This is a genomic window from Streptomyces sp. NPDC058877 (assembly GCF_042742855.1).
In the GTDB taxonomy this organism is placed as follows: domain Bacteria; phylum Actinomycetota; class Actinomycetes; order Streptomycetales; family Streptomycetaceae; genus Streptomyces.
In genome coordinates, this window is sequence record NZ_JBHYMF010000038.1 from 1 (window position 1) to 22,820 (window position 22,820).

The following is a 22,820-nucleotide window of genomic DNA, read 5'->3' on the forward strand; positions in this document are numbered from 1 at the left end:
CCGACCACTGCTCATCAGAAAGATCCCCACGCCCCACACCATGATCATCGCGGAATGGGAGCCAGAACCGGACCCCGACCTAAAACACGGCCTAGTAGCCAGGTGCCACCCCCGCGGCCGAGGCCAAGCACTCCTCCACGAAGGCCAAGACCCGCAGGTGATAAACGGCAGCGGTGCGCCCCAGGCTCACGTTGTGGCCCGCCGCCCGCAGATGCTCCACCGTCACCGAAGGCGCAGCGCTCAACAGCGAAGCCATCGTCCCCAACGTCTTTTCATCCCTGCACCACCAAGCCTCGTGCTCGGCAAAGGTGAACCGCACCGGAAGACGCACCCGCGGCGCCAACTCCTCGTACTGCACGGGCCACCACACGGTTTCCCCCGACTCGCGCACCGGAGTCTCACACAGCAGTGCTCGACTGGCCCGGAAGGTCCCCGGCGGATACAGCTGCAGCGGACCCCAGTTCAACCGGCTGGCGCCGCTCCCCAACGTCGAGGGGAAGTGCAGGGCGCCGGGATCGTAGCGGTAGCCGGTGCCGGAGGTGTCCAGACCCAGCAGCGGCACGTCACCACGATCGCCGGCCGCGGCGTGCAAGGCGGCCTTGCCGCCGTCGGAATGCCCCAGGAGGAACACCCCGGCACCGATGTCGTGCGTGCGCGCGTGTTCCTTCACGACCGCGTGCACGACCTCGGCCTGCTCGGCAAGGGGCAGCCCCTCGGGAAACGCCTGCGCGGAGGCGCCGTAACCGGGCCGGTCCACCGCCAAGACCGCATGGCCCTGAGCGGTGGCCAGATCGAGGAAGGAGTTCCAGTACGCAGCCCGCATCCCACGCCCGTGGACCGCCAAGACCGTACAGCGCGGGGCGACCCGGCCACCAGCAGGCGCCCAGATCGCCGAGAGCCCCACCCCACCGGCATCGACGTCCACCACGTGCGGGGCGTCGGCCCGCTGGACACCACCGGCACCGGCCACGCCCACCGGCGACCTCATCGAACCTCCCTTCCCGCACGCGCCGAGGCCATCTCGGCCACCCAGGTCGAAGGCGAACCCGAACGAAGCAGGGAAGCCCCCACCAGCAGCCCGCCGAACCCCGCGTCCAACAGTCGCGCCGCGCTGGCCGGACCGTCGATGGCGCTCGCACTGACCGGACACCGCGTTCCGGTGGCCCGCACCGCCGCCAGCAGACCCATGCTCCGCCCCAGATCACCCCGGTCGCGCTCACGCGCCTTGATGTCCTTGTTGTTGACGGCGATCACACACCGCTCGGGTTGCGAGATCCGCTCCAACTCGGCTTCCTCGGTCACCTCCACGAACGGGGTCAACCCCACCGACAACGCCTCCGTCACCAAGGTGTGCATCGACGAGGCGGGCAACAGGGCCGCCGTCAACAACACCGCCGAAGCACCCCACTCCTTGGCCGTGCGGATCTGGTCCTTGCGCGTGATGAAGTCCTTTTGCAACAACGGCAGATCGGTCATCGACGCCACGTCCCGCAACAACGCGGGCGAACCGCCGAACCACCGGCCGGTCACCACCGAAATGCACGGCGCACCCGCCGACTCGTACGCCGCCACGATCGCGGCCGGGGTACGCCCGCCCAGCAGGTCATAACCGTGGGCATCACGACGCTTGACCTCCATCACCACCGGGGTCGGCGAGGCCGACAAGGCATCCAAAAAAGAGGGTGGGGCACAGCAACCCGCAGTGCCGTGACTGTCACGGACGGGCTCGGAGGTGGTCATGACGACAACTCCCTCTCACGTATCGGGTCTCAAAAGTGCATGTCAACAACCGGGATGCGCCACGGACGGCGGGGAGCCCCCAAGGGCCACGGCATCAAAGGACGCCGGCGCACCACCAGAGACCCGGGTGCTCCCCAGCGCCGTGGCGCCCTCGAAAACCGTCGCCGGGCCGCGATCACCGCCCGTCTTCCACCCACGGACCAAAGCGGCGATCCGCGCGGAGTCAAAGCCCCCGCCCTGCGGGGCGCGGGCAGCGGTGTCCACGTCGATGCCCCGAAAACCCGGATGCCGCACCACCTCGTCGTACCTCGCCCGCGCCGTCGCCGTCAGCCCTCCCGCCAGCACGAACGGCCGGGACAAGCGCGGCAGCAAAGCAACGACGTCCACCGGATCCAGCAACTGCCCGGTGCTGCCGATCCGACCGTCGTCGGTGGCGGCGTCCAACAAGAACAGATCGGTACCGGCCCGCGCATACGCCCCGATCAGCGGACGCTCCACACACCTACCGCCCGCACCCACGTGCAGCACCTTCACGATGCCCACCGACCGCGGCAAAGCACGACGCAACTCACCCACCACAGAAGGAGGTTGATAGGCATGCAACTGCACCCACCCGACGTCGGCCTGCCGCGCGATGCTCACCAGCACGGCCGGATCGGCCAAGAACGTCACCCAGGCCGGCAACAGACCGGCTTGCCGCACCACCGCCGAAAGGCCCAAGAACGCCTGCCGGTCCAGCTCGCGAGGACCACCGGGCACACCGTGCCAAAGCCCCACGCAGTCCGCCCCGGCCGCTGCCGCGACCTCGACGTCCCACGCACCGGTGGCCCCGCACACCTTCAACAAGACCTGCGGCGAGGAAGGCCCCGACGGCGCGCCGCTCACTTGCCCAGCCCCATGGCCGAGGCGATGCGGTTGTACTGGATCTCGTTCGTACCGGAGTAGATGGTGCCGCCCACCGCGTTGCGCACCTCCTGCTCCAAACCGTACTCGGCCATGTAACCGTGCCCGCCGAAGATCTGAACGGCGGCGACACTGCTGGCCAAATTTCCCTGACTGGTCATCAGCTTGGCGATGGCGAGGTCAACGGTGACGTCCTCACCCGCCTGCAACTTGGCTCCCGTGTCGTAGAGCCACTTGCGGGCGGTCTCCCACTGGATCTTCATGTCGACGATCTTGTTCGCGATCGTCTGGTACGACCCGATCGCCTTCCCGAAGGACTGCCGCGTGCGGGCGAAGTCGACACAACGCTCCAGCCGGTGCTGCATCTCCCCGACGTTGACGATGAAGGAGAGCAAGATCTCCCGCTTCATCACGTAGTCCAAGACCAACAACCCGCCCCCGACCCGGCCCAGCACCGCCGAACGCGGCACCCGCACGTCATCGAGGAAGACCTCGCTCAGCGGCGCGGTCCGCAGCCCCATCTTCTTCAAGGGACGCCCACAACTCAGCCCCGCGGTGGCACGATCCACCAAGAACGCCGTCGTGCCCAGCGGCCCGCCCTCGGGATGGGTACGGGCATAGACCACCACCACATCGGCCACCGGCCCGTTGCTGACGAAAACCTTGCTGCCGTTGAGCACGAAGTCCTCGCCGTCCCGAACCGCCCGGGTGGACATCGCCATCGCATCCGACCCGCCGTCGGCCTCGGTGATCGCATGGGCACCGATCACCTCACCGGAACAGATCCCCGGCAACCACCGCTCCTTCTGCTGCGCAGTACCAAAACGCTGCAGCGGTATGCCGGTGGAGCACAGGGAGGTGGTGGCACAAAAACTCAACCCCGCATCCCGGTTGTGCTCGCCCAACCCCTCCCACACGTACATCGTGGTCAGCAGCGACTGCCCCAGCCCCCCGTACTCCTCCTCGAAGGGCAGCGCCAGCAGCCCGGTCTGCTGCACGAGCTTCCACTTGTCCCGAGGGAAGACGGACTGCTCGTCGAGGGCGATGTGGTCTGCGCTCAGCGCCTCGCCCCACCGGGCCAGCCCCTCACGCAGTTCGATCTGGTCGGCGTTCCAACGGATCACGATGGACCTCTTCGCATGGGTGATCGGGTCGGGCACGCGGCGGGGACGCCCCCCGCCGCGCACAACCGGGTTACGGCACGGCCGGTGCCGGGTCAGTAGGCAGAAGAACGCGCCGCGTCCAGGTCGTGCACCTCGTCCCCGCGCAGGGCCGGCGAGAACACACAGACCAGCCGCAGGTCCTCGTGCGGACTGGCCACGAGGAAATGCGCATCGTGCCGGTCCAGCGCGTACATCCGACCCGGCACGATCTCGTGCGAGGTGCCGTCCAGCTCGATGACCTGGCCCGACCCGGCGATGCAGTAGCAGGCCTCCAGATGGTTGACGTACTCCAAACGGGACTTGGTACCGGCGGAGACGACGGTGTCGGTGAGGGTGTAGCCCAGGCCGTCCTCGGCCAGCAGGAAGCGACGGCTGAGGCCATTGCCCCACTCGACGGTCTTCACGGACTCGATGTCGCGAACGATCATGGCACTCTCCCGTGTGTGCGATGGTGTGTGGGGTTGGGGATGTGGCGGGTGGAGCAGTCTCACTGCGGCACGGACCCCACGACAGAAGGGGGCCGTACGGAGCGGACGAACAAGCGGAAGGCGTCGATCACATCGCCCCCGCGGTCCTGCGCGGCCTCCACGGCGGCGACGGCAGCCGAACCGATGATCGCGGCATCGGCACCAGCAGCCCCCACGGCAGCCACGTCCTTGGCGGTGCTGACCCCGAAGCCAACGGCGATCGGGGACGTCGTGTGCGGCCGAAGCCCGGCAACCGTCCGCGCCAAAGCGGCATGGCCGGCCCCCGGAGCGGTGCCGCTGCGCCCGTAGTGGGCGACCAGATACAGATAGGCGGACGCCTGAGCAGCGGCCTGCTCCTGGGTGCTCGAAGCACTCTGGGCATAGCAGGTGGTGACCACCGGCAACCCGACCTGCGCGGCCGACCCCAGATGCTCCTCCCGCAGCCGCGGCGGCAGCGCGTGCACGAGCAGCCCGTCCACTCCGGCAGCGGCGACGTCCCCGGTGACGGCAGCCAGCTCACGGTCGGCCAGCGAGTAGCGCCAGTCGGCCAGCAGGGCGATCCGCGTGCGGGCCAACCGCGGCCGCACATCGGCGACGAAGCCGAGGACCTCCTCCAGCCCCACCCCGCCCCGCTCCAAGGCCCGCCGGGCCGACCGCCGCACGACCGGCCCGTCGGTGACCGAGTCCGGGAACGGGACGGCCAACTCCAGGCAGTCCACCCCCTCCTCGTCCAACATGAACACCAGCTCGCGCAACACCGCCAGCGGCGGATCACCCGCATTGAGGAACAGCGCCAGACCGGGCACCCCCCCGGCGCGCCGCGAAGCAAAGAACGGCGCCGGCGCCGCCACCGGCCCCGAGGCGGCAACACGACCCGCCGCCGGCACCACGGGCCTAGCCACGGGCCGTCACCCCCGCCAGCGCCGAACGGCGCTCCCGGCCGGCCGCAGCAAGCCGGTCGACCAGCTCCACCGCGGCCCCCGACCGCACCGCGCCCGTGGCCAACGCGACCGCGGACAGCCAGTCACGACGGGTGTCACCGGCCACCACGAGCGCCGCGGCGCCCAGGCACACCGTACGGGTGGCCACCTCGCCAGCCGTACCGGCGAGCACCGAACGAAAGTGCCCGACCGCCTCTGCCGCCTTTCCGGCGGGCCGCAGGTCGGCCAGACAACCGTCACCGGGCACCAGCTCACCGGGCCGAATGCTGCGCACCACCGCGCCCCCCGCCCCGTGCACGCCGTGACCGTGGACGGTGTTCGTCGCGAACGGCAGCAGCTCATCGGCCCCGGTGTCGTTGGCGACCAGCCAGATCCGCCGCCCGAGGGTGGACGCGGCCAACTCCCGCAAGGTGTCCAGCGGAGCAGCCGTCGACACACCGGTGACCTGCGCCGAGACCGGAAGGTCGGCGAGGAAGGGACCCAAGGCGTTGAGGAACCGGCCAAAGGGCTTCATGGCCAGCGGGGTGATCACCCGAGCCAGCCGGGTCAGCTGCGTCGGATAGACGAAGGGCCCGGCAAAGGCGATCCCGTGGGCGGCAAGGGTGTCCTCGGTCTCGGCCGGCGAAGACGTCAACCGCACCCCGAGCCGCTCCAACAAATCCACCGAGCCCAGCGAACCGGTGTAGGCACGCGACCCGGTCTTGACCACCTTCACCCCCGCCGCCGCCGCGACGAACGCCGAGGCGGTGGAGATGTTGAAGGTCCGCGGACCGCCACCGGTACCGACGACATTGACGGTGCCCTGCCACACCGGACCACCGGGCGCCGGCGCACGCCGCTCGGCCAGCGAGTCCAACAGGGCACGCAAGGTGTCGTGGTCGGGCAGTCTGCTGGTCAAGCAGGCCAGCAGGCCCACGACCTCGGCCCGGTCGAGTTTCCCCTCGCCGAGCTGGTCCCACCAGGACCGCCAGGTCTCGCGCCCGACCGGGGCCTGCTGCTGGAGCAGACCGGTGAGTGCGTCATGCACGGTCGTTCTCCCGTCCGTCTCGTCGTGCCCTGTCTCGTGATGCGACTGCGCCACCGCTCCCGCTGCCCGCCGCCACCGGCCGGGGTCGGGAAGGGAAGGCCGGGGCCGGCAGTTCGGGGTGCCGGCCCCAGCTCCTCCCGCGCGGCGGGCGTCAGGCAGCCGCCGAGCGGGCCTCGGTGATGAACGCGTCGATCGCCTCGACGCTGCGGAAGTTGTTCGGGTCCAAATCGGCGTCGCCCACGGCGAGCTCGAAGCGGTCCTCCACCCAGGCGATCAGCTTCAGCACGCCGAGGCTGTCGATGACCCCGTCGTTGAGCAGGTCGTGATCGACCGGGAGCTCCGCGGGGGAGGTGCCGGGCAGGAACTCGGAGACGACGAAGTTCTTGATGGTGTCGATGTTGCCGGTGCTGGTCATGAAGCCGTTCCTTCGGTGGAAGTGGTGAACAGGGAAGGCAGTCGGTCGAGCGCCTTGCGGTCGACCTTTCCGGTGGCGGTCTTCGGCAGCGCCGCATCGATCACGGTCAACTGCGCGGGAACCGCCGCCCGCGGCAGGCGTCGGGCGCAATGCGTGCGCAATTGCAGCCCGGTCACGCTCGACCCGGCGGCCCGCTGGACCCCGGCGACCAGGCGGCGCCCGGCGATCGGGTCCGGCACGGCGGCCACGCCCGCCTCCACGACGTCCGGATGTTCCTGGAGCACCCGCTCGACCTCGGCGGTGTTGACGGCGGTGCCCCGCACCTTGACCTGGAAATCGGTACGACCGGTCAGGTGCAACGTGCCCTCGGCGTCCCGCCGCACCAGATCACCGGTACGAAACCAGCGGCTCTCGTCCAAGCCCAGCGGATGGGCGGTGAACTTCTCCGCATGACGGGTGCGATCGAGGTACCCCAAGCTCTGGAAGGGCGTGCAGACGTACAACTCGCCCTCACCCGGCCCCTCCACGGGCGCACCGGTGTCCGGGTCGAGGACCACGGCCCGCACCCCGGGCAGCGGGCGCCCGATCGGCACCGGGCCGACGGGATCGGCCGGGTCGACCTCGTGGACGAAGCTGTCGTTGGTCTCGGTGCAGCCGTAGACGTTGTGCAGCCGGGCCTTGGGAAACAGCTCCGGCAGCGCGGCCAGCAGACGGTCGGGGATGGCGTCCCCGCTGAACATCACCTGCTCGACGCCCGGCAACACCACGCCCTGGTGCTCCGCCGCCTCCCGCAGCAACCCCAACGCCATCGGGACGGCCTGGATGACCTGGACCTCGTGCCGCACCACCAGGTCCAACAGGTGCCGGCCGTGCGCGGCGAGCGAGGGATCCACGACGACGACCCGACCACCACGGGCCAAGGTGGTCCACACGTCCAACAGACACAGGTCGAAGTTGAGCGGGGCATAGTTCAACACCGTCCGGTCCGGCCCGATCCCGAAGGCCGCCCCGGCCCACCGGACGAACCGGTCCACGGCCCCGCGACCCAACGGCACGATCTTGGGCAGGCTGGTGGAGCCCGAGGTGGTCAACATCAGCGCCACCTCCAACGCCTCCTCGACCGGCAGCGGCTGGGCCGCGACCGCGACGCTGGGCTCCACCCGACCCCGCTCCCCACCCGGAGCCAACACATGACGGCACCCGGCCTGGGCGAACAGGTCGGCCAACAGCCCCTCGGCAAGGGCCGGCGAAGGCAACAGCACCGGCCGACGCGCCAACAGACAAGCCAGGACCAAGGCGACCGCGCCGGGGGACTTGTCGGCCAGCACCCCCACCGGCTCGGCAGGCGCCAGCCCCAACCCGTCCAACCGGGCGCACTCCTGGACCGCCCGCTCATACAACTCGCGGTAGCTCCACTGCTCACCGTTGAACACCAACGCGACCGCATGCGGACGCGCCTGCACCTGGGCCAAGAACCCGTCGGTCAGCCCCGGGCCGTCCTCCGGGCCCGCCGCACCGTCGGGGAAACCCGCCGCCTGCCCGGCCGCACGAGCCTCTTGCGCAGCGGTCGTGGTCACGCTCATCGAGCCCCCTCACCGGTGCCCTGCGGCCCGTCCTGCGGCGCCAGCACGATCCAGCCCGACTTCACCGCGGCCCCCTTCGGCGTCCGGCAGGTGAACCGCACCACCTCGCCCGCCTCGTCCGGCTGCAAGGAGATCTCCAGCGGCACACCCGGCGCCACCGGTGCCGAAAAGCGGCACCCCAAGCCCCGCACCCGGGTGCTGTCCCCGCCCGCGAACCGGTCCACGGCCTCCTCCACCGCGAGGGCGACCACGCTCATGCCATGGGCGATCACCCCGTCGAAGCCGGCCCCGCGGGCCGCTTCCTCATCCAGATGAATCGCATTGAGGTCACCAGAAACATGGGCGTACGCACGGATCCACCCGGCCGTCAGCTCGTGGTGCGCCGTCTGCGCAACGCCCACGCCCTTCGCGGCCGGCACCGCCGGACCCCCGGCCACGTCACCGAACGACTCCAACCCCGTCGCGCCGACCAACAGCGCCGAGGTGACCAGCTCGGCGAACGGCTCGCGCTCCTGCCCGCCGGTCAACCGCACGCACAGCGCGATCCGTGCCCCGCGCGGCTCCCGCCGCACCCCACGCACCTCCAGCGCCACCGTCACCTGCTCGCCCGCCCGCACAGGACGTGCCAGACGAATGTCCTGCCCGAGATGGACCACCGAAACCGGACCCGGCTCGGCCGCCGTCAGCTCGCGCACCGTCTGCTCGGCAACCGTGTGGGCCAGCACGAAAGCGTGCACCGGAGAGCCCTGACCGGCCCGGGCCGGCGGCAAGCCACACCGGGCAGCAGCACGAAAACCCGTCACGTCCGACTCGGCCACGGCCACGGTGCGCACCGGCGCGGGAGGGGTGAACGTCGTCATGCCGGCATCACCACCACGGAGGCGTTGTGACCGCCGAACCCGAAGGAGTTCGTCAGCGCGGGTCCCGAGCGCACGGGGCGCGGGGCGCCGTGCACGACGTCGATGTCCATTCCTGGCTCCAACTGTTCGTGGTTGGCTGTGGGCGGCACCTCGCAGTACCGCATGGCTTGCACCGCGGCGATCAACTCGACGGCACCGGCCGCACCGATGAGGTGCCCGATGACCGACTTCGACGCGGTGACCGGCGGCTGCGCACCACCGAAAACCGTGTGCAAGGCGGCGGCCTCGGAGCGGTCGTTGTGCGGAGTGGAGGTGCCGTGGGCGTTGACGTGCACGATGTCCTCGGCAACCAGCCCGGCATCGGCGATCGCACCGGCCATGGCCGCAGCGGCACCCGCACCGTCCGCACGCGGCATCGCCAGATGATGGGCATCGGCCGTGGCGGCGTACCCGGCGACCAACCCGTACGTCCTGGCCCCCCGCGCCCTGGCGTCATCGAGCCGTTCCAGCACGACGAACCCGGCGCCCTCACCCATCACGAACCCGTCGCGGTCCACGTCGAACGGCCGCGAGGCACGCTCCGGCTCCTCGTTGCGCATCGACACCGCGTTGAGGTTCCCGAAGCCCGCCAAGGTGACCGGAGTCAGGGTGTGCTCGCAGCCGCCGGCCAGCACCACATCGGCGCGCCCCGTCTGCAACAGCATCAGCGCCTGCCCGATGGCGTCCGCACCCGAGGCGCAGGTGTTCGCCGCGGTCAAGGCAGGACCGGTCCAGCCCAACCGCATCGAGATCTGCGCGGCGGCGGCGTTCGGCATCGTCATCAGCGGCATCAGCGGATTGACCCGAGCCGGACCACCGGTGGTGAAGTGGGCGGACTCCCGGTCGCTGGTGGCCCGACCGCCGACCGCATTGCCCACGACCACGGCAGCACGACCCGGCTCGGCCGCCGGCGCCCCCGCATCCCGATGGGCGGCCAAAGCGGCAGCCGTCCCGTAGTGGGCGAAGGGATCCATCCGGCGGGCCTCCTTGGCGGGGACCAGACCGTCGACCGCTTCCAAACCCCGCACCCGACACCCGATACGCACCCGATGCCTACGGAGGTCGATGTGGGTGAGCTCAGCGGCGGTGGAACGCCCGGCGTACAGCGCCTTCCACAACTCCTCCGGGGTGCACCCGCCGGGAGTGACCACGCCCATGCCGGTGATGGCGACCGGCGGCTGCGCGGCACTGCCCCTGGACGATGATCCAGGCATGTCTGCTCCTTGTCCCCGCCCGCAGGCAGGTCGGCGATCAGATGATCCGGCACTCGCGCGCGGAGGCGATGAACGCCTCGGCCGCGAAATCGATGTCGGCCTTGGTGTGGGCGGCGGTGATCGCGATCCGCAGCCGCGCCAGGTCGTTGGGCACCGCCGGGGTGACCACCGGCAGTCCGATGACACCGTTCTTGCGGCACACCGTGGCGTAGTCGTACGCCGCCTCGTCCGAACCGGCGATGACCGGAACCACCGCGGTCTCGGAGTCGACCGTCGACATGCCGGCCTCGTGCAGCATGTCCCGGAAGCGGGCGGATTCGCGCTGGATGAACTCCACGCGCTCCGGCTCGCGCTGAAGGATGCGCAGCGACTCCAGCGCCGCGGCCGACTGGGCCGGCCCCAGCGCCGCGGAGAACAGGAAGGGACGGGCCGCGTACTTGAGGTGGTGGACGAGTTCGGCCGAACCGGCGACCCAACCACCCATGGACGGGATCGCCTTGGACAGGGTGCCGAGCTTGACGTCGACCTTCACCTCGTAGTCGAAGTGCTCCTCGATGCCGTGACCGGTGGCACCGATGACACCCAGCGCATGCGCCTCGTCGACCATCAGCAGCGCATTGTGCTCGTCGCACACCCGCCGCAGTTCCGGCAGCGGCGCGATGTCACCGTCCATGGAGTAGACGCTGTCGACGATCACCAGCCGCACACCCGCGTCGGGAGCAGCAGCCAGGCGACGCTCCAGGTGACCCACGTCGTTGTGACGGAAACGGGTGACCGTGGCCCCCGACAGCTTGCAGCCGTCGACGATGCTGGCATGGTCGTACTTGTCGATGAAGACGGTGTCACCGGGACCGACCAGCGCACCCACCGTACCGACGTTGGCGGCATACCCCGAGCCGAAGACCAAGGCCCGCTCCCGCCCGGCGAACTTGGCGACCTCGGCCTCCAACTCCTCGTGCAACGGAGTCGACCCCGCCAGGGCCCGCACCCCGTGGTTACCGGTACCGTAGCGGTCGACGGCCGCCTTGGCGGCACTCACCACCCGCTCGTCACCGGCCAGGCCCAGGTAGGAGTAGCCGGACATCATCAGCAACCGACGGCCGTCCTGGTCGGCGTAGGCGGAGTCCCGCTCCACGGTGTACGCGATGAAGCTGTTCTTGCGGACCGGCTCGTATTCCAATGCCTGCACCCGGTCCCGGAAATAGGCGAGTTTCGGCTCGAGACGGGCCCAGGCAGTGGATGCATTCACGTGCTTCTCCTCGTCGCGATCGTCCGGCGGCTCCGGAACTTCACCGTCGCCCCACCGCTTCTCCCGGCGGGCCTCAGTGGAATTTCATTAAGACGCACCAGGCGCAATGACGGCGCAAGAGGATTCCTGGTGGAGCGCAAGGGGCGCCCTGGAATCCTGGTTGAGCATCCTTCGCGTCGGGGCTGGGTTGTTGACACCGGAAGAAGCCCCGCAGGTATCTTCGAATCCGCACGGACCATGGGGGACACGGCCGGGAGCCGACCGTTTTCGGAGAGTGCATAGTGCTGATCAGACTCGTAGGTCTCGTCACGATCGAGCCGGACGGAGCTCCGCCGCAACACCTCTCCAGCGCACAGGCGCAGGTGGCGTTCGCGCGGCTGCTGTTGGAGCGCGCCTCCGGCACCGATCGCTGTCAACTGGCCGAAACCGTATGGCCCGAGGGCCTCCCGGACACCTGGGCCTCCGCCCTGCGCAGCGTGGTGAGCCGCGTCCGGACCTTCGTCACCACCCCCGGGGACCCCCCGGGCTCCACCCCCCTGGTCGCCCAGGGCGGTCGCTACGTCCTGCGGATACCCCAGGACGCGGCAGTGGACGTGGAATGCGCCGAGACGGCGGTCACGGAAGCCGCCGAGGCCTACGCCGAAGGCGGGTACGCGGTGGCGCAACAACTCGCCGCCGGCGCTGTCACCAATCTACGCGGGTCATTCCTCTCCTCGCACGAGGGCGAGTGGGTCAACGCCATGCGCGAGCAGCTCGAAGAGCTCCGCCTCAAGGCCCTGGAGACCGCCAGCCTCGCCTCGTCCGCGCTGGGCGACGAACACCACGCGCTGCGCTACGCCGAAGAGGCGGTGCGCCGGGCACCGTTCAGGGAGAGCGCCTACCGCTGCCGGATGACCGCACACACCCGGGCGGGCAACCGTGCCGAGGCGCTGCGCAGCTACCAGCAACTGCGGGAAGTACTGGCGGAAGAACTGGGCATCGACCCGGCCCCCGAGACCGAGGCCGCCTACCTCGAACTGCTCAGGACCCCCCAACCACACCCGGCGCCACGCCGGTACACCTATGTCGACCCGGTCTTGATGGGCATGTTCGAAGTGGCCCCCACCGCCACCCCCCAGCCCTGCTCGCTGGCGGACCGCGGCTGCGCCGTCCACGTGGCGCCCCGCTCGACCTGACCCCAGGCGCACCTCGGCCCCGACCGCCCGAGCAAGCAGGCGGCCGGGGCCGAGGCATAAAAAAAGGGGGGAAGGGCGGCGGCGCAACCGCGGCCGGCCCACACGCGCGACGACCCCGAAACCCGTGCACCTCTCGGCACGAGCCCCGGGGTCGTTGGTGGATCAGGTGATGCTGACACCGCTGTCGATGCTGATGACCTGACCCGTCATGCAGTCCTGGTCCAAGAAGAGCCCCATGCTGCGGGCCACCTCCTCCACCGTCACGAACCGCGGGATCGGCGCCTTGCCCTCCATGCCCTCCACGACACGGTCCGGCAGGTCCTTCGTCATGCCGGTGATCATGAAGCCGGGGGAGAGGGCGTTCACCGTGACCCCACGACGGCCGCACTCCGCCGCCAGGGTACGGGTGAAACCGATCAGGCCCGCCTTGGACGACGAGTACGCCGTCTGCCCGGCCGTGGCGATGATGCCCGAGGGAGAGACGATGTTGACCACCCGCCCCCACCGCCTGCGCAGCATGCCCGGCACCGCGGCCCGCGCCGTGTGGAAGGAACCGATCAGGTTGGTCTGGATGACCTGGGCCCAATCGGCCGGGTTCTGCATGGCCATCAAACTGTCCTTGCGGACGGCCCCGTTGTTGACGAGCACGTCCACCGGACCCAGCTCGTCCTCGATCTGCCCGTACAGGCCCTGCACCGCTTCCCAGGAACCGACGTCGCCGGTGACCAGGACCGAGGGGTGGGTGAGCTTGTCCTGCACCGCGGCGGCGGCGTCCCGGGAACTGTTGTAGTGGACCGCCACCCGGCAGCCCAGCGCATCCAGCTCCAGCGCCAGGGCCTGGCCCAGGCCGCCCGAAGCGCCGGTGACCAGCGCGACCGGGGACGCGGGCCGCTCACCCGCACCGTTCTTGCTCATGCTGCGACACCGCCCCACTCCATCAGGATCGAACCCCACGTCATACCGGCACCGAAGCCGGCCAGCAGGACCTTGTCGCCCGCCTTGATGCGACCCTCCTCCAGCGCCTCGGTGAGCGCGATCGGAACGGACGCCGAAGCCGTGTTGCCGTACTTGTGCAGATTGGTGATCAACGCCTCGGGGCGCAGACCGGTGTGCGAGAGGATCGAGTTGATGATCCGGATGTTCGCCTGGTGCGGGACGACGTGATCGACGTCCGCCGCCTCCACCTTGGCGCTCTCCAAGGTCTCGCGCACCGTCCGCACGGTGTAGCGCACCGCATTGAGATAGATCTCGTTGCCGTTGATCTGCGCGTAGTGCAGGCCCGCCTTGACGGTCTCCTCGGTGGTCGGCATGCGACTGCCGCCCGCGAGCACCTTCAAGGACCCGGCGCAAGAGCCGTCGGCCCCCAGGTTCCACGCCTTGACCCGGTTGTCCGGACCCGGCTGGAGCACGATCGCGCCGGCGCCGTCCCCGACCAGGATGGACAGGTCCCGATCGTCCGGGTTGGCCGTCAGGGTGTGGGTGTCGGAGCCCACGAGCAGGATCGGCCGCGGATCGATCGCGATCAGCGCCATCGCCGAAACCAGCCCGTAGACGAAGCCCGCGCACTCGGAATTCACATCGTGCGCGCTCCCTCCGATGCCCAACTCGTGATGGACGAAGGCGGAGGTCGCCGGGGACGGCTGCTCGGGCGTGGCGGTGGCGACGATCAGATGGGCGATGTCAGCGCCCTCCAGCCCCGCCTTCTCCAGCGCCCGCCGACCGGCCTCGACGGCCAGGGAGGCAGTGGTCTGCCCCGGGGAGACCGCTCGCCGCTCCCGGATCCCGCACCGGCTGACGATCCAGTGTTCGTCCACGCCGAAACGTTCCGCGAGCTCCGCGCTGGTGACAATGCGCTCGGGTACGGCCATGCCCCACCCGGTGATGTCGAAGCCGGTCATGGAACCTGCCTATGCCTGGGCCGGAACAAGGGCGGTGATCTTGGCGTACACGTCCCGCAGGGTGGTGGTGTCGTCCAGGTCGGCGAAGAGCGACTCATCGGCCGGAATGTGCGGGTACTGGTTCTGGAAGCCGTACAGCCACTCCATCAGGTCCAGCGAGTCGACGTCCGCGATGTGCTGGAGCGGGGCGTCGGGGCTGACCTCCGCGGCACCCGAAACGGCCTCGAGCTGGCTCGCCAGTTCTTCGATGGTCGGCAGCGACATGGGGTCGGTCCTCTCTCGGCGGTGCAACTCGGCAAAGCGTCGTTGTGTTGGAAGCGATGAAAACTCCGAACCCGCAAGGAAGACGCAACACGCCGCACGGCCCACGCCCACGCCCGCTTTCCCGCCGTCTTGCGCCCGCCTTGCGGCACCTCCTGTTTCCTCAGTCGCGAATTCGTGCCCCACCGAAGCAGAACAAGCAGCAGCAGAAGAAGCCACGCCGAGCCACGCCACGGAAGAGGTCACGGCAACGCCGAAAAGGAACGGCCCGATACGGGGACCGCGCACATTCAAGGGTCCCGCGTGCACGGGGACCCACCCGAATCAAGGGAACCGACCGATACGGCGCACCGTATGGCATCGCCCGAGCCGGACAGGAAAAGAGGACCACAGGATGACAACGGTCGCCCCCAAGTCGGTGGACCCCGAGGTCGACGCGATCAGGCACCACTACGAGGTCAGCAACGACTTCTACCGGCTGCTGCTGGGACCCACGATGATGTACTCCGGCGGCTACTGGCAGGAGGGCGAGGACCTCGTCGGCCACCTCGACCAGGCCCAGGAGCGCAAGCTGGACGCCTTCGCCGCCCTCGCCGGCGTGCAGGCCGGCAGCGACGCCAAGCGGGTGCTGGACATCGGCTGCGGCTGGGGCACCATGCTCAACCGCCTCACCACCGTCCACGGCGCCGAGGCCGGAGTGGGCCTGACCCTGTCGCGCACCCAGAAGGACTTCATCACCGCCCTGGGCAACGACAAGATCACCACCCTGGTGCAGAGCTGGGCGGACTACCAGGTCGCCGACGAGTCCGAGAAGTACGACGCGGCCTTCTGCATCAACGCGCTGGAGCACTTCGTCTCCTCCAACCTGCCGCCCAAGGAGCGCACCAAGCGCTACCGCTTCTTCTTCCAGCAGGTCGCCAACGCCCTCAAGCCCGGCGCCAAGTTCGTGCTGCACACCATGACCGCCGAGGCGCTGCCGATGAACCGCGCGCTGCTGGACGACCTGAAGTTCCTCCAGCGCTCCGAGTTCGAGGGCTGCCACATCCCGCACCTGAGCGAGCTCAGCGCCGCCGCCGAGGGCCTCTTCGCCGTCGACGAGATCGTCAACGAGCGCGAGTCCTTCGCCGTGGCCTGCCGCGCCTGGCTCAAGCTGCTGGCCGCCCGCCGCGACGAGGCCGTGGCCATGGAGGGCGAGGAAGTCGTCGCCCGCTTCGAGCGCTACCTGGACATCTTCGCCTACACGCTCGAAGACAAGTTCTTCAACAACTTCCGCGTCACCATCACGCGCCGCTGAGGAGAACCGACGTGACGAGCATTCTCGAACCGGCCAGGGACGGCGGCGCCCGTTCCACCGCCACCGACGAGGCATCCGCAGGCCGCGGCCCCACCCGGCACCTGCGGGTCGCGGTCATCGGCACCGGCTTCTCCGGCCTGGGCACCGCCATCCGACTGCTGCAGTCGGGCATCGACGACTTCCTCGTCTTCGAGCGGGCCGAGGAGGTCGGCGGCACCTGGCGCGACAACAGCTATCCGGGATGTGCCTGCGATGTCATGTCCCACCTGTACTCCTTCTCCTTCGCCAGGAACCCCCACTGGAAGTCCACCTTCGGCAAGCGCGACGAGCTGTACGCGTACCTGCGCGACACCGCCGACCGCTTCGGGGTGCGCCCGTACATCCGCTTCCAGCACGAGCTGCTGGCCGCCCGGTGGGACGAGGACGAGCGGCGCTGGCAGATCGACACCTCACAGGGTCGGTACACCGCCCAGGTGCTGGTGACCGGCACCGGCTACCTCAGCGAAGCCGCGGTCCCCGACATCAAGGGCCTGTCCGACTTCGAGGGCAAGGTCTTCCACTCCTCCCAGTGGGACCACGACCACGACCTGACCGGCCGCCGCGTCGCCGTCATCGGCACCGGTGCCAGCGCCATCCAGTTCGTGCCCAAGATCCAGCCCGAGGTCGGGCACCTGGACCTCTACCAGCGCACCCCTCCCTGGGTCGGCCCGAAGAACGACAAGCCCACCAGCAAGCTCCAGGGCGCACTGCTGCGCTCCCTGCCCGGCTACCAGCTCTTCCGCCGCAACTTCAACATGTGGGGCCGCGAGATCCTGGCCTTCGTCATGGCCCGCCCCAACGTCGCCGGCAAGATGCAGAAGATGGCCTCCGACCACCTCAAGAAGTCGGTGGCCGACGAGACGCTGCGCGCCAAGCTCACGCCCGACTACGTGATGGCGTGCAAGCGCCTGCTGTTCTCCAACACCTGGTACCCGGCGATCCAACAGCCCAACGTGGACATCGTCACCGACGGCATCGCCGAAGTCCGCGCCACCTCGGTCGTCTCCCAGGACGGCACCGAGCGCGAGGTCGACACCATCATCCTGGGCACCGGTTTCCAGGCCACCGACCGCCCCGTCGCCCGACGCATCTGGGGCCGCGACGGAGTGCAGCTGCGCGAGGCCTGGGACCGCGGCATGGCGGCGCACCGCGGCACCACCATCGCGGGCTTCCCCAACCTGTTCATGCTGCTGGGCCCGAACACCACCTTGGGGCACTCCTCCCAGACCGTGATGATCGAGGCGCAGATCCAGTACGTGCTGGACGCCCTGAAGAAGATGGACAAGCGCGGCCTGGCCAGCGTCGAGGTCCGCCAAGAGGCCCAGGACGCCTACAACGAGGCCCTGGACGCCAAGCTCGACGGCACCGTGTGGAACGCCGGCAACTGCAACAGCTGGTACCTGGACGCCAGCGGCCGCAACCCGTCGATCTGGCCGACCTACACCTGGCGCTTCCGCCGGGCCACCAAGCGCTTCGACCTGTCCGAGTACCAACTCGCGTCCCAGGTCACCAGCGCCCGACGGGCGGCGCACACCTAGGCCGTCGTCCGCACCCCCTCCTGGACCGCGACGCCCGGCCCGTCCGCCGCATCGCCGGAGCCATCGGTGCACCTCCCGTACGCCGATGCCCCTCCGTCCTGCGCCCGCACGCACCGAGCGCCGCAGGCCCCGCGCCCTTCCGGGCGCACGGAGCTGCTTTCGACGCCCCCCGGCCGCCGCCCGAAGCCGGCCGCCACGGCCCCGGGTTCGGACCGCGAGCCAAGAAACCAAATGAACAACGCCATGCGAATGGGGAGACCTACGCCGATGAGCACCACCCCGAGACCGGGCACCGCCCCGGCTCCCACCCGCCGCAGAGTACTGACCGGTCTCGCGGCCACCACCGTCGCCGTGGTCGGCTGGAACACCGTGGACCAAAGCTGGGCGACGGCCGCCCCGGCCACCGCCGCCGATGACGTCGTCCCCGTGCCGACGCTCACCGGCACCCTGGAGACCTCGCCGGACACCGTCAACGCCTTCGCCCACGACTTCGGCCACCTCTTCGACGGTGCCAAGCCCTGGGCGGTACTGCGGCCGGGCAACGTCAACGACATCATCGCCATCGTCAACTTCGCCCGCACCCACGGCATCAAGGTCGCCGTCAACGGCCAGGGCGGCACCGGAACCGACATCGAATCGCACTCGGTGTACGGCCAGGCCCGCGTCCCCGGCGGCATCTCCATCGACGCCAGGGCCATGTCCCAGATCATCTCCATCGGGCAGGACCACGCCGTGGTCGAAGCCGGAGCGACCTGGGGCCAGCTCACCGACGCCGCCATGGCCCGGGGCCTGACCCCGCCGGCGCTGCCGGACTACCTCTACATCTCCATCGGCGGCACCCTCAGCGTCGGCGGCATCGGTGGCACCGTGCACCGCCACGGACTGATGGTGGACACCGTCGCCTCCCTCGACATCGTCACCGGCGACGGCCGCCTGGTCACCGCCACCCCCTGGCAGCGCGCCGACCTGTTCAACGCGGCCCTGGCCGGCGGCGGTCAGGTCGGCATCATCGTGCGGGCCACCGTCAAGCTGGTCCCCGCGCCCGAGCGGGCCGTCATCTTCAGCCTGCTCTACGCCGACCTGGAGACCTACCTCGCCGACTTCGAACTGCTGCTGAAGAAGAACCGGTTCGACGTCCGCGCGGGAGAGATGCTCCAGCTGCCCGACGGCTCCGGCTGGGGCTACAAGATGGAGCTCGGCGCCACCTACGACACCACCCCGCCCAACCGCGAGGCGCTCCTCGACGGCCTGCACGACGTCCGCTCCCAGGCCGTCATCGAAGACGTCCCCTACCGCGACTACATGTTCCGGCTCGACGCCTACGAGGCCTACCTCAAGGAGTCCGGCCACTGGTACCAGCCCAAGCCCTGGCTCAGCCTCTTCCTGCCCGCCTCCAAGACCAAGGCGTTCATGAAGATCGTCGAGCGGGAGCTGAACGCCGACTCCCTCGGCGGCGGATTCCTCCTGTTCTACCCGTACTTCACCTCCCGCATCAGAAGGCCGCTGGCGGTCCAGCCCAACGAGTCCGTCGGCTACCTCTTCGACCTGCTCCGCTTCCCCAACCCCGGGGAGACCGGCATCCAGGCGATGCTGGAGCAAAACCGCCGCCTGTACGACATCGCCGTGTCCATGGGCGCCAAGCGCTACCTGGTGGGCTCCGTGCCGAACATGACGCAGGACGACTGGAAGACGCACTACGGCTGCCACTGGTCGGACTTCCTGCGGGCCAAGCGCCGCTACGACCCCGCCAACATCCTCACTCCCGGCCAGGGCATCTTCGCCTGACCGCGGCGACCCGCACGGCCACGGAGCCCCGGCGGCGGGGGAGGGGCACCCCACCCCACCCCCGCCGCACCATCCCCTGTGGAGGCCACACCATGACGACGTACGACCTGATCGACGAGGCGGTGATCGCCGCCCCGCCGGCCACCGTCTGGGACGCCCTGATCGCCGAGTTCCGCGGCGCGAAGAAGTGGTGGGTGCCCGCCAACACCTTCGCCACCCGCACCGGTTCGCCCGACGCCGTCGGAGGCGAGGTCGAGGTCACCGTACACACCAAGGGCGTCGACAAGGGCGGCCTCAAGCTCCGCTTCACCGCCCGCACCACCGCCGTGGAACCCGGACGCCGCCTGGACATCGAGTACGTCGACGGCAGCTTCCGCGGCCCGGCCAGCTTCACCCTGCAACCGCTGCCCGACGGACGCACCCGACTGGCGATGCACTTCGCCGCCCGCCCGCACGGCCCGCTCACCCTGCTCGCCAAGGTCGCCGACCTCGGCGCCGAACACTCCCGCGCCGCCCTGGCCGCCTTCGCCGCCCTGGACCGGCAGCTCTCCACGGAGGTGCCGGCATGACCACCACCTTCGAACGCACCCGGGAGACAACGGTCCGCACCGACGACGGAGCCGAACTCGCGGTGACCGTCCTGACCCCGCTGCGGGACACCGCCCCGGCCGGCGACGTGGTCCTCGTCCACGGCTGGGCGCACTCCCGCCGCGCCTGGGGAACGGTCGCCGACCGCCTCATCCGCCACGGACACCGGGTCGTCCTGTACGACCAGCGCGGCCACGGCGCCTCCACCCTCGGCCGCACCCCCGTCGACGTCCCCCGCCTGGGCGCCGACCTGGCCGCCGTGCTCGACCACACCGGCGCCCACCAGGCCGTGGTGGCCGGCCACTCCGGCGGCGGCTTCGCCGCCCTGTCCTACGCGGCCCTCGACGACCGGGCCGCCCACCTGTCCGGACTGGCACTGCTGGGGACCGCGGCACACGGGCAAGACACCCCCGACGGCGAAGTCAAGATGATGGGCAGCTCCCTGTTCAGCCGAGCCCTCGCCCGCCCCCCACTGGGCCGCCGCCTGCTGTCGTCCACCATGTCCAAGAACCCCGACCCCCACGCCCTGGAAATCAACCGACAACTGTTTTGCGCCACCGCTCCACGCGTACGCGCCGACTTCTTCCGCTGCACCCGGGGCTGGGACCTGCGCGACCGACTCGCCTCCGTCCACACCCCCGCCATCGTCCTGCACGGCGACCGCGACAAGGTCATCGACATCGACCTGGCCAAGACGCTCGCCGCGAAACTCCCCCGGGCCCGCTTCGACACGCTCCCGGGCGCCGGCCACATGCTGCCCCTGGAACACCCCGAGCAGGTCGTCAACGCCGTACGCGAACTCTCCACCCGCCGGCCGTGACCACCACCGCCCCCACCACGGCCGAACGGCCCCCGACCCGGACGGCGACGACCCCACCGGCCACCGGGGCGGCCCCACCCGGTACGCCCCTGATCGCCAGGCTCCTGCCCGCGGACGTCGCCTCCGCAGAAGCATTCGACGACACGGCCCCCGCCCCGCTCTTCCCCGCCGAAGCCGCCCTCATGGAAGGACGCCGGGCCCGCCGCCGCCAACAGTTCGCCACCGCCCGGGCCTGCGCCCGCCGCTGCCTGGCCGAACTGGGCCACCCCCCACAGCCGCTGCTCCCCGGCCGAGGCGGCGCCCCCCGCTGGCCGTCCGGCGTGACCGGCAGTCTCACCCACTGCGACGGCTACCGGGCCGCCGCCGCCGCCCGCACCCCCACCACCCTCGCCCTGGGCATCGACGCCGAGCCCGCCGAACCGCTGCCCATCGGCGTACTCGGACTGGTCACCTCACCGGCCGAACGCGCCCACCTGGCCGAACTGGCCGATGCGCATCCCGAAACCCCCTGGCCCAAACTGCTGTTCTCGGCCAAGGAATCCGTCTACAAGGCGTGGTACCCGATCACCGGCATGTGGCTCGGCTTCCGCGACGCCACCGTGCACCTCACCCCCGAAGGCACCTTCACCGCCGTGCTCCACCCGCCGTCACCGACGCCGACGGACCCGCGGTTCCAGGGCCACTGGCTCCGCGAAGGCCCCCTGCTGCTGACGGCGACCGTCCGACGGGGCTGACGCCGCCACCCGGCCCACGCCCCCGGTGCCCCGGCCCGCTCAGGCCGGCAGCACCACCGTGCCCCCGACCGTCCCGACCCCTTCCGGGACGGCCGGGACGGCGCCGCAACGAAACTCCTGGGGGCTGACCCCCCGCACCCGCTTGAACGCCGCCGAGAACGCGAACGCCGAGCTGTAACCCACCCGCCGGGCCACCGTCGTCACCGTGGCATCGGGCTCCCGCAACAGATCGGCAGCCAGCGCCAACCGCCAACCGGTGAGGTAGGCGATCGGGGGCTCACCCACCACATCGGTGAACCGCCGCGCCAAGGAAGCCCGTGACACCCCCGTCTTGACGGCGAGCTCCGCAACCGTCCAACCGTGTGCCGGATTGTCGTGCAACAGCCGCAGCGCCGGGCCGACCACCGGATCGCTCTGCGCCCGGTACCAGGCAGGAGAGCCGCTGCCCGGAGAAGCGAGCCAGGTCCGCAACACACCGATCAACAACAGGTCCAAAAGCCGGTCCAGCACTATCTCCTGGCCCGGCTCGTCCTTCCCGATCTCCAGCGCCAGCAACCTGATCAGCGTGCTGTCCGACGACTCCGCCGGCCGCACCACCAGCGTCGGCAGGGCGGACAGCAACCGACGGCCGATCTCACTGCGCCCCTGATAGGTGCCGCTGAGCATCACGGCCGCATCGCTGCTCTGGAAGCTGTCGCCCCACGTCCGCACGCCCAACGCCATGGCATGGGTGACGTCCTCCCCCTCCACGGTGCTGCACCGCTGCTCCGGCCCCACCGTGATCTGCACCGGCGTGCCGGGCGCGTCCGCCACCGTGTACGGATCCGGACCCCGCACCACGGCCACGTCCCCGGGACGGATGTGCACCGGCTGACTCTGGTCGGGCAACAACCACGCCTCGCCGCGCACCATGGTGACCACCGAGATCGGGGCGCGGTCCTCGACCCGCAACGACCAGGGAGGATTGAAGACGGACTTCAGCAGGAAGGCGCCGCGGGCCTTGGGCCCTTCCAGCAGACCGGTCAGTGTGTCCATGGGGCGTTGCGTCCTCTCCGGCGGTGGTACGGCGAAGTGCCCGCTCTCCCAC

The 22,820-nt window shown here is 70.2% G+C and carries 23 protein-coding genes; 7 read left to right on the forward strand and 16 right to left on the reverse strand.

Annotated features, from left to right (window positions below; translation table 11 throughout):
• Positions 1 to 91: 91 nt before the first annotated feature.
• From ACFW2Y_RS11985 to ACFW2Y_RS12040, 12 genes are all read right to left on the reverse strand, one after another.
• Positions 92 to 988 (reverse strand): alpha/beta hydrolase, encoded by an 897-nt coding sequence (locus ACFW2Y_RS11985; RefSeq protein ID WP_384876821.1) that lies wholly within the window; start codon positions 986 to 988, stop codon positions 92 to 94.
• Positions 985 to 1,740: an indole-3-glycerol-phosphate synthase gene (locus ACFW2Y_RS11990; protein WP_384876822.1), complete on the reverse strand. Its 756-nt coding sequence runs from the start codon at positions 1,738 to 1,740 to the stop codon at positions 985 to 987. The genes ACFW2Y_RS11985 and ACFW2Y_RS11990 overlap by 4 nt, the downstream gene beginning before the upstream one ends.
• Positions 1,741 to 1,782: 42 nt before the next feature.
• Positions 1,783 to 2,625 carry an N-(5'-phosphoribosyl)anthranilate isomerase gene (locus tag ACFW2Y_RS11995; RefSeq protein WP_384876824.1) on the reverse strand — a complete coding sequence of 281 codons (843 nt, stop codon included), beginning with the start codon at positions 2,623 to 2,625 and terminating at the stop codon, positions 1,783 to 1,785.
• Positions 2,622 to 3,767 (reverse strand): acyl-CoA dehydrogenase family protein, encoded by a 1,146-nt coding sequence (locus ACFW2Y_RS12000; RefSeq protein WP_384876898.1) that lies wholly within the window; start codon positions 3,765 to 3,767, stop codon positions 2,622 to 2,624. The genes ACFW2Y_RS11995 and ACFW2Y_RS12000 overlap by 4 nt, the downstream gene beginning before the upstream one ends.
• A 92-nt stretch (positions 3,768 to 3,859) precedes the next feature.
• Entirely contained in the window at positions 3,860 to 4,234 is a 375-nt protein-coding gene (locus ACFW2Y_RS12005) for an ectoine synthase (protein WP_384876826.1), read from the reverse strand.
• Positions 4,235 to 4,293: 59 nt separating this feature from the next.
• Positions 4,294 to 5,175, reverse strand: a complete 882-nt coding sequence (gene trpA, locus ACFW2Y_RS12010) for a tryptophan synthase subunit alpha (protein ID WP_384876828.1) — start codon at positions 5,173 to 5,175, stop codon at positions 4,294 to 4,296.
• On the reverse strand, positions 5,168 to 6,241 hold the full coding sequence (locus tag ACFW2Y_RS12015; RefSeq protein ID WP_384876830.1) for a hypothetical protein: 1,074 nt from the start codon (positions 6,239 to 6,241) through the stop codon (positions 5,168 to 5,170). Before ACFW2Y_RS12015 ends, trpA begins: the two co-directional genes overlap by 8 nt.
• Positions 6,242 to 6,392: 151 nt before the next feature.
• A complete protein-coding gene (locus tag ACFW2Y_RS12020; protein WP_384876832.1) occupies positions 6,393 to 6,656 on the reverse strand; it encodes an acyl carrier protein in 264 nt (87 codons plus the stop codon).
• Positions 6,653 to 8,239: an AMP-binding protein gene (locus ACFW2Y_RS12025; protein WP_384876834.1), complete on the reverse strand. Its 1,587-nt coding sequence runs from the start codon at positions 8,237 to 8,239 to the stop codon at positions 6,653 to 6,655. Before ACFW2Y_RS12025 ends, ACFW2Y_RS12020 begins: the two co-directional genes overlap by 4 nt.
• Complete coding sequence (locus tag ACFW2Y_RS12030; RefSeq protein WP_384876836.1) at positions 8,236 to 9,099, reverse strand: MaoC/PaaZ C-terminal domain-containing protein; 864 nt, start codon at positions 9,097 to 9,099, stop codon at positions 8,236 to 8,238. Before ACFW2Y_RS12030 ends, ACFW2Y_RS12025 begins: the two co-directional genes overlap by 4 nt.
• Complete coding sequence (locus ACFW2Y_RS12035) at positions 9,096 to 10,352, reverse strand: beta-ketoacyl-[acyl-carrier-protein] synthase family protein (RefSeq protein WP_384876838.1); 1,257 nt, start codon at positions 10,350 to 10,352, stop codon at positions 9,096 to 9,098. The genes ACFW2Y_RS12030 and ACFW2Y_RS12035 overlap by 4 nt, the downstream gene beginning before the upstream one ends.
• 37 nt (positions 10,353 to 10,389) lie before the next feature.
• A complete protein-coding gene (locus ACFW2Y_RS12040; protein WP_384876840.1) occupies positions 10,390 to 11,601 on the reverse strand; it encodes an aminotransferase class I/II-fold pyridoxal phosphate-dependent enzyme in 1,212 nt (403 codons plus the stop codon).
• Positions 11,602 to 11,882: 281 nt separating this feature from the next.
• On the opposite strand from ACFW2Y_RS12040, the gene ACFW2Y_RS12045 reads away from it, so the two are divergent.
• Positions 11,883 to 12,776, forward strand: coding sequence for a BTAD domain-containing putative transcriptional regulator (locus tag ACFW2Y_RS12045; RefSeq protein WP_384876842.1), 894 nt, complete (start codon positions 11,883 to 11,885; stop codon positions 12,774 to 12,776).
• A gap of 162 nt (positions 12,777 to 12,938) precedes the next feature.
• On the opposite strand, the gene ACFW2Y_RS12050 is transcribed toward ACFW2Y_RS12045, so the two are convergent.
• From ACFW2Y_RS12050 to ACFW2Y_RS12060, 3 genes are read right to left on the reverse strand one after another with little or no spacing between them, the layout of a single operon-like run.
• Positions 12,939 to 13,691, reverse strand: coding sequence for an SDR family NAD(P)-dependent oxidoreductase (locus ACFW2Y_RS12050; protein WP_384876844.1), 753 nt, complete (start codon positions 13,689 to 13,691; stop codon positions 12,939 to 12,941).
• Complete coding sequence (locus ACFW2Y_RS12055) at positions 13,688 to 14,674, reverse strand: 3-oxoacyl-ACP synthase III family protein (protein ID WP_384876846.1); 987 nt, start codon at positions 14,672 to 14,674, stop codon at positions 13,688 to 13,690. Before ACFW2Y_RS12055 ends, ACFW2Y_RS12050 begins: the two co-directional genes overlap by 4 nt.
• 9 nt (positions 14,675 to 14,683) lie before the next feature.
• Positions 14,684 to 14,938: a hypothetical protein gene (locus tag ACFW2Y_RS12060; protein WP_384876848.1), complete on the reverse strand. Its 255-nt coding sequence runs from the start codon at positions 14,936 to 14,938 to the stop codon at positions 14,684 to 14,686.
• 391 nt (positions 14,939 to 15,329) lie between these two features.
• On the opposite strand from ACFW2Y_RS12060, the gene ACFW2Y_RS12065 reads away from it, so the two are divergent.
• The 6 genes from ACFW2Y_RS12065 (at position 15,330) to ACFW2Y_RS12090 (ending at position 21,733) form a co-directional block, all read left to right on the forward strand.
• Complete coding sequence (locus ACFW2Y_RS12065; RefSeq protein WP_384876849.1) at positions 15,330 to 16,229, forward strand: class I SAM-dependent methyltransferase; 900 nt, start codon at positions 15,330 to 15,332, stop codon at positions 16,227 to 16,229.
• A gap of 11 nt (positions 16,230 to 16,240) precedes the next feature.
• Positions 16,241 to 17,806 carry a flavin-containing monooxygenase gene (locus ACFW2Y_RS12070; RefSeq protein ID WP_384876851.1) on the forward strand — a complete coding sequence of 522 codons (1,566 nt, stop codon included), beginning with the start codon at positions 16,241 to 16,243 and terminating at the stop codon, positions 17,804 to 17,806.
• A gap of 267 nt (positions 17,807 to 18,073) precedes the next feature.
• The gene (locus ACFW2Y_RS12075; protein ID WP_384876853.1) at positions 18,074 to 19,591 is read left to right on the forward strand and encodes an FAD-binding protein; all 1,518 of its coding nucleotides are present in this window, start codon (positions 18,074 to 18,076) and stop codon (positions 19,589 to 19,591) included.
• 92 nt (positions 19,592 to 19,683) lie between these two features.
• Positions 19,684 to 20,160: an SRPBCC family protein gene (locus ACFW2Y_RS12080; protein ID WP_384876855.1), complete on the forward strand. Its 477-nt coding sequence runs from the start codon at positions 19,684 to 19,686 to the stop codon at positions 20,158 to 20,160.
• Positions 20,157 to 20,999 (forward strand): alpha/beta fold hydrolase, encoded by an 843-nt coding sequence (locus tag ACFW2Y_RS12085; protein ID WP_384876857.1) that lies wholly within the window; start codon positions 20,157 to 20,159, stop codon positions 20,997 to 20,999. Before ACFW2Y_RS12080 ends, ACFW2Y_RS12085 begins: the two co-directional genes overlap by 4 nt.
• A complete protein-coding gene (locus ACFW2Y_RS12090) occupies positions 20,996 to 21,733 on the forward strand; it encodes a 4'-phosphopantetheinyl transferase (RefSeq protein ID WP_384876859.1) in 738 nt (245 codons plus the stop codon). Before ACFW2Y_RS12085 ends, ACFW2Y_RS12090 begins: the two co-directional genes overlap by 4 nt.
• Before the next feature lie 39 nt (positions 21,734 to 21,772).
• Here ACFW2Y_RS12090 and ACFW2Y_RS12095 read toward each other — a convergent pair whose 3' ends face one another.
• Positions 21,773 to 22,768, reverse strand: a complete 996-nt coding sequence (locus ACFW2Y_RS12095; protein WP_384876861.1) for an AraC family transcriptional regulator — start codon at positions 22,766 to 22,768, stop codon at positions 21,773 to 21,775.
• Positions 22,769 to 22,820: the final 52 nt, after the last annotated feature.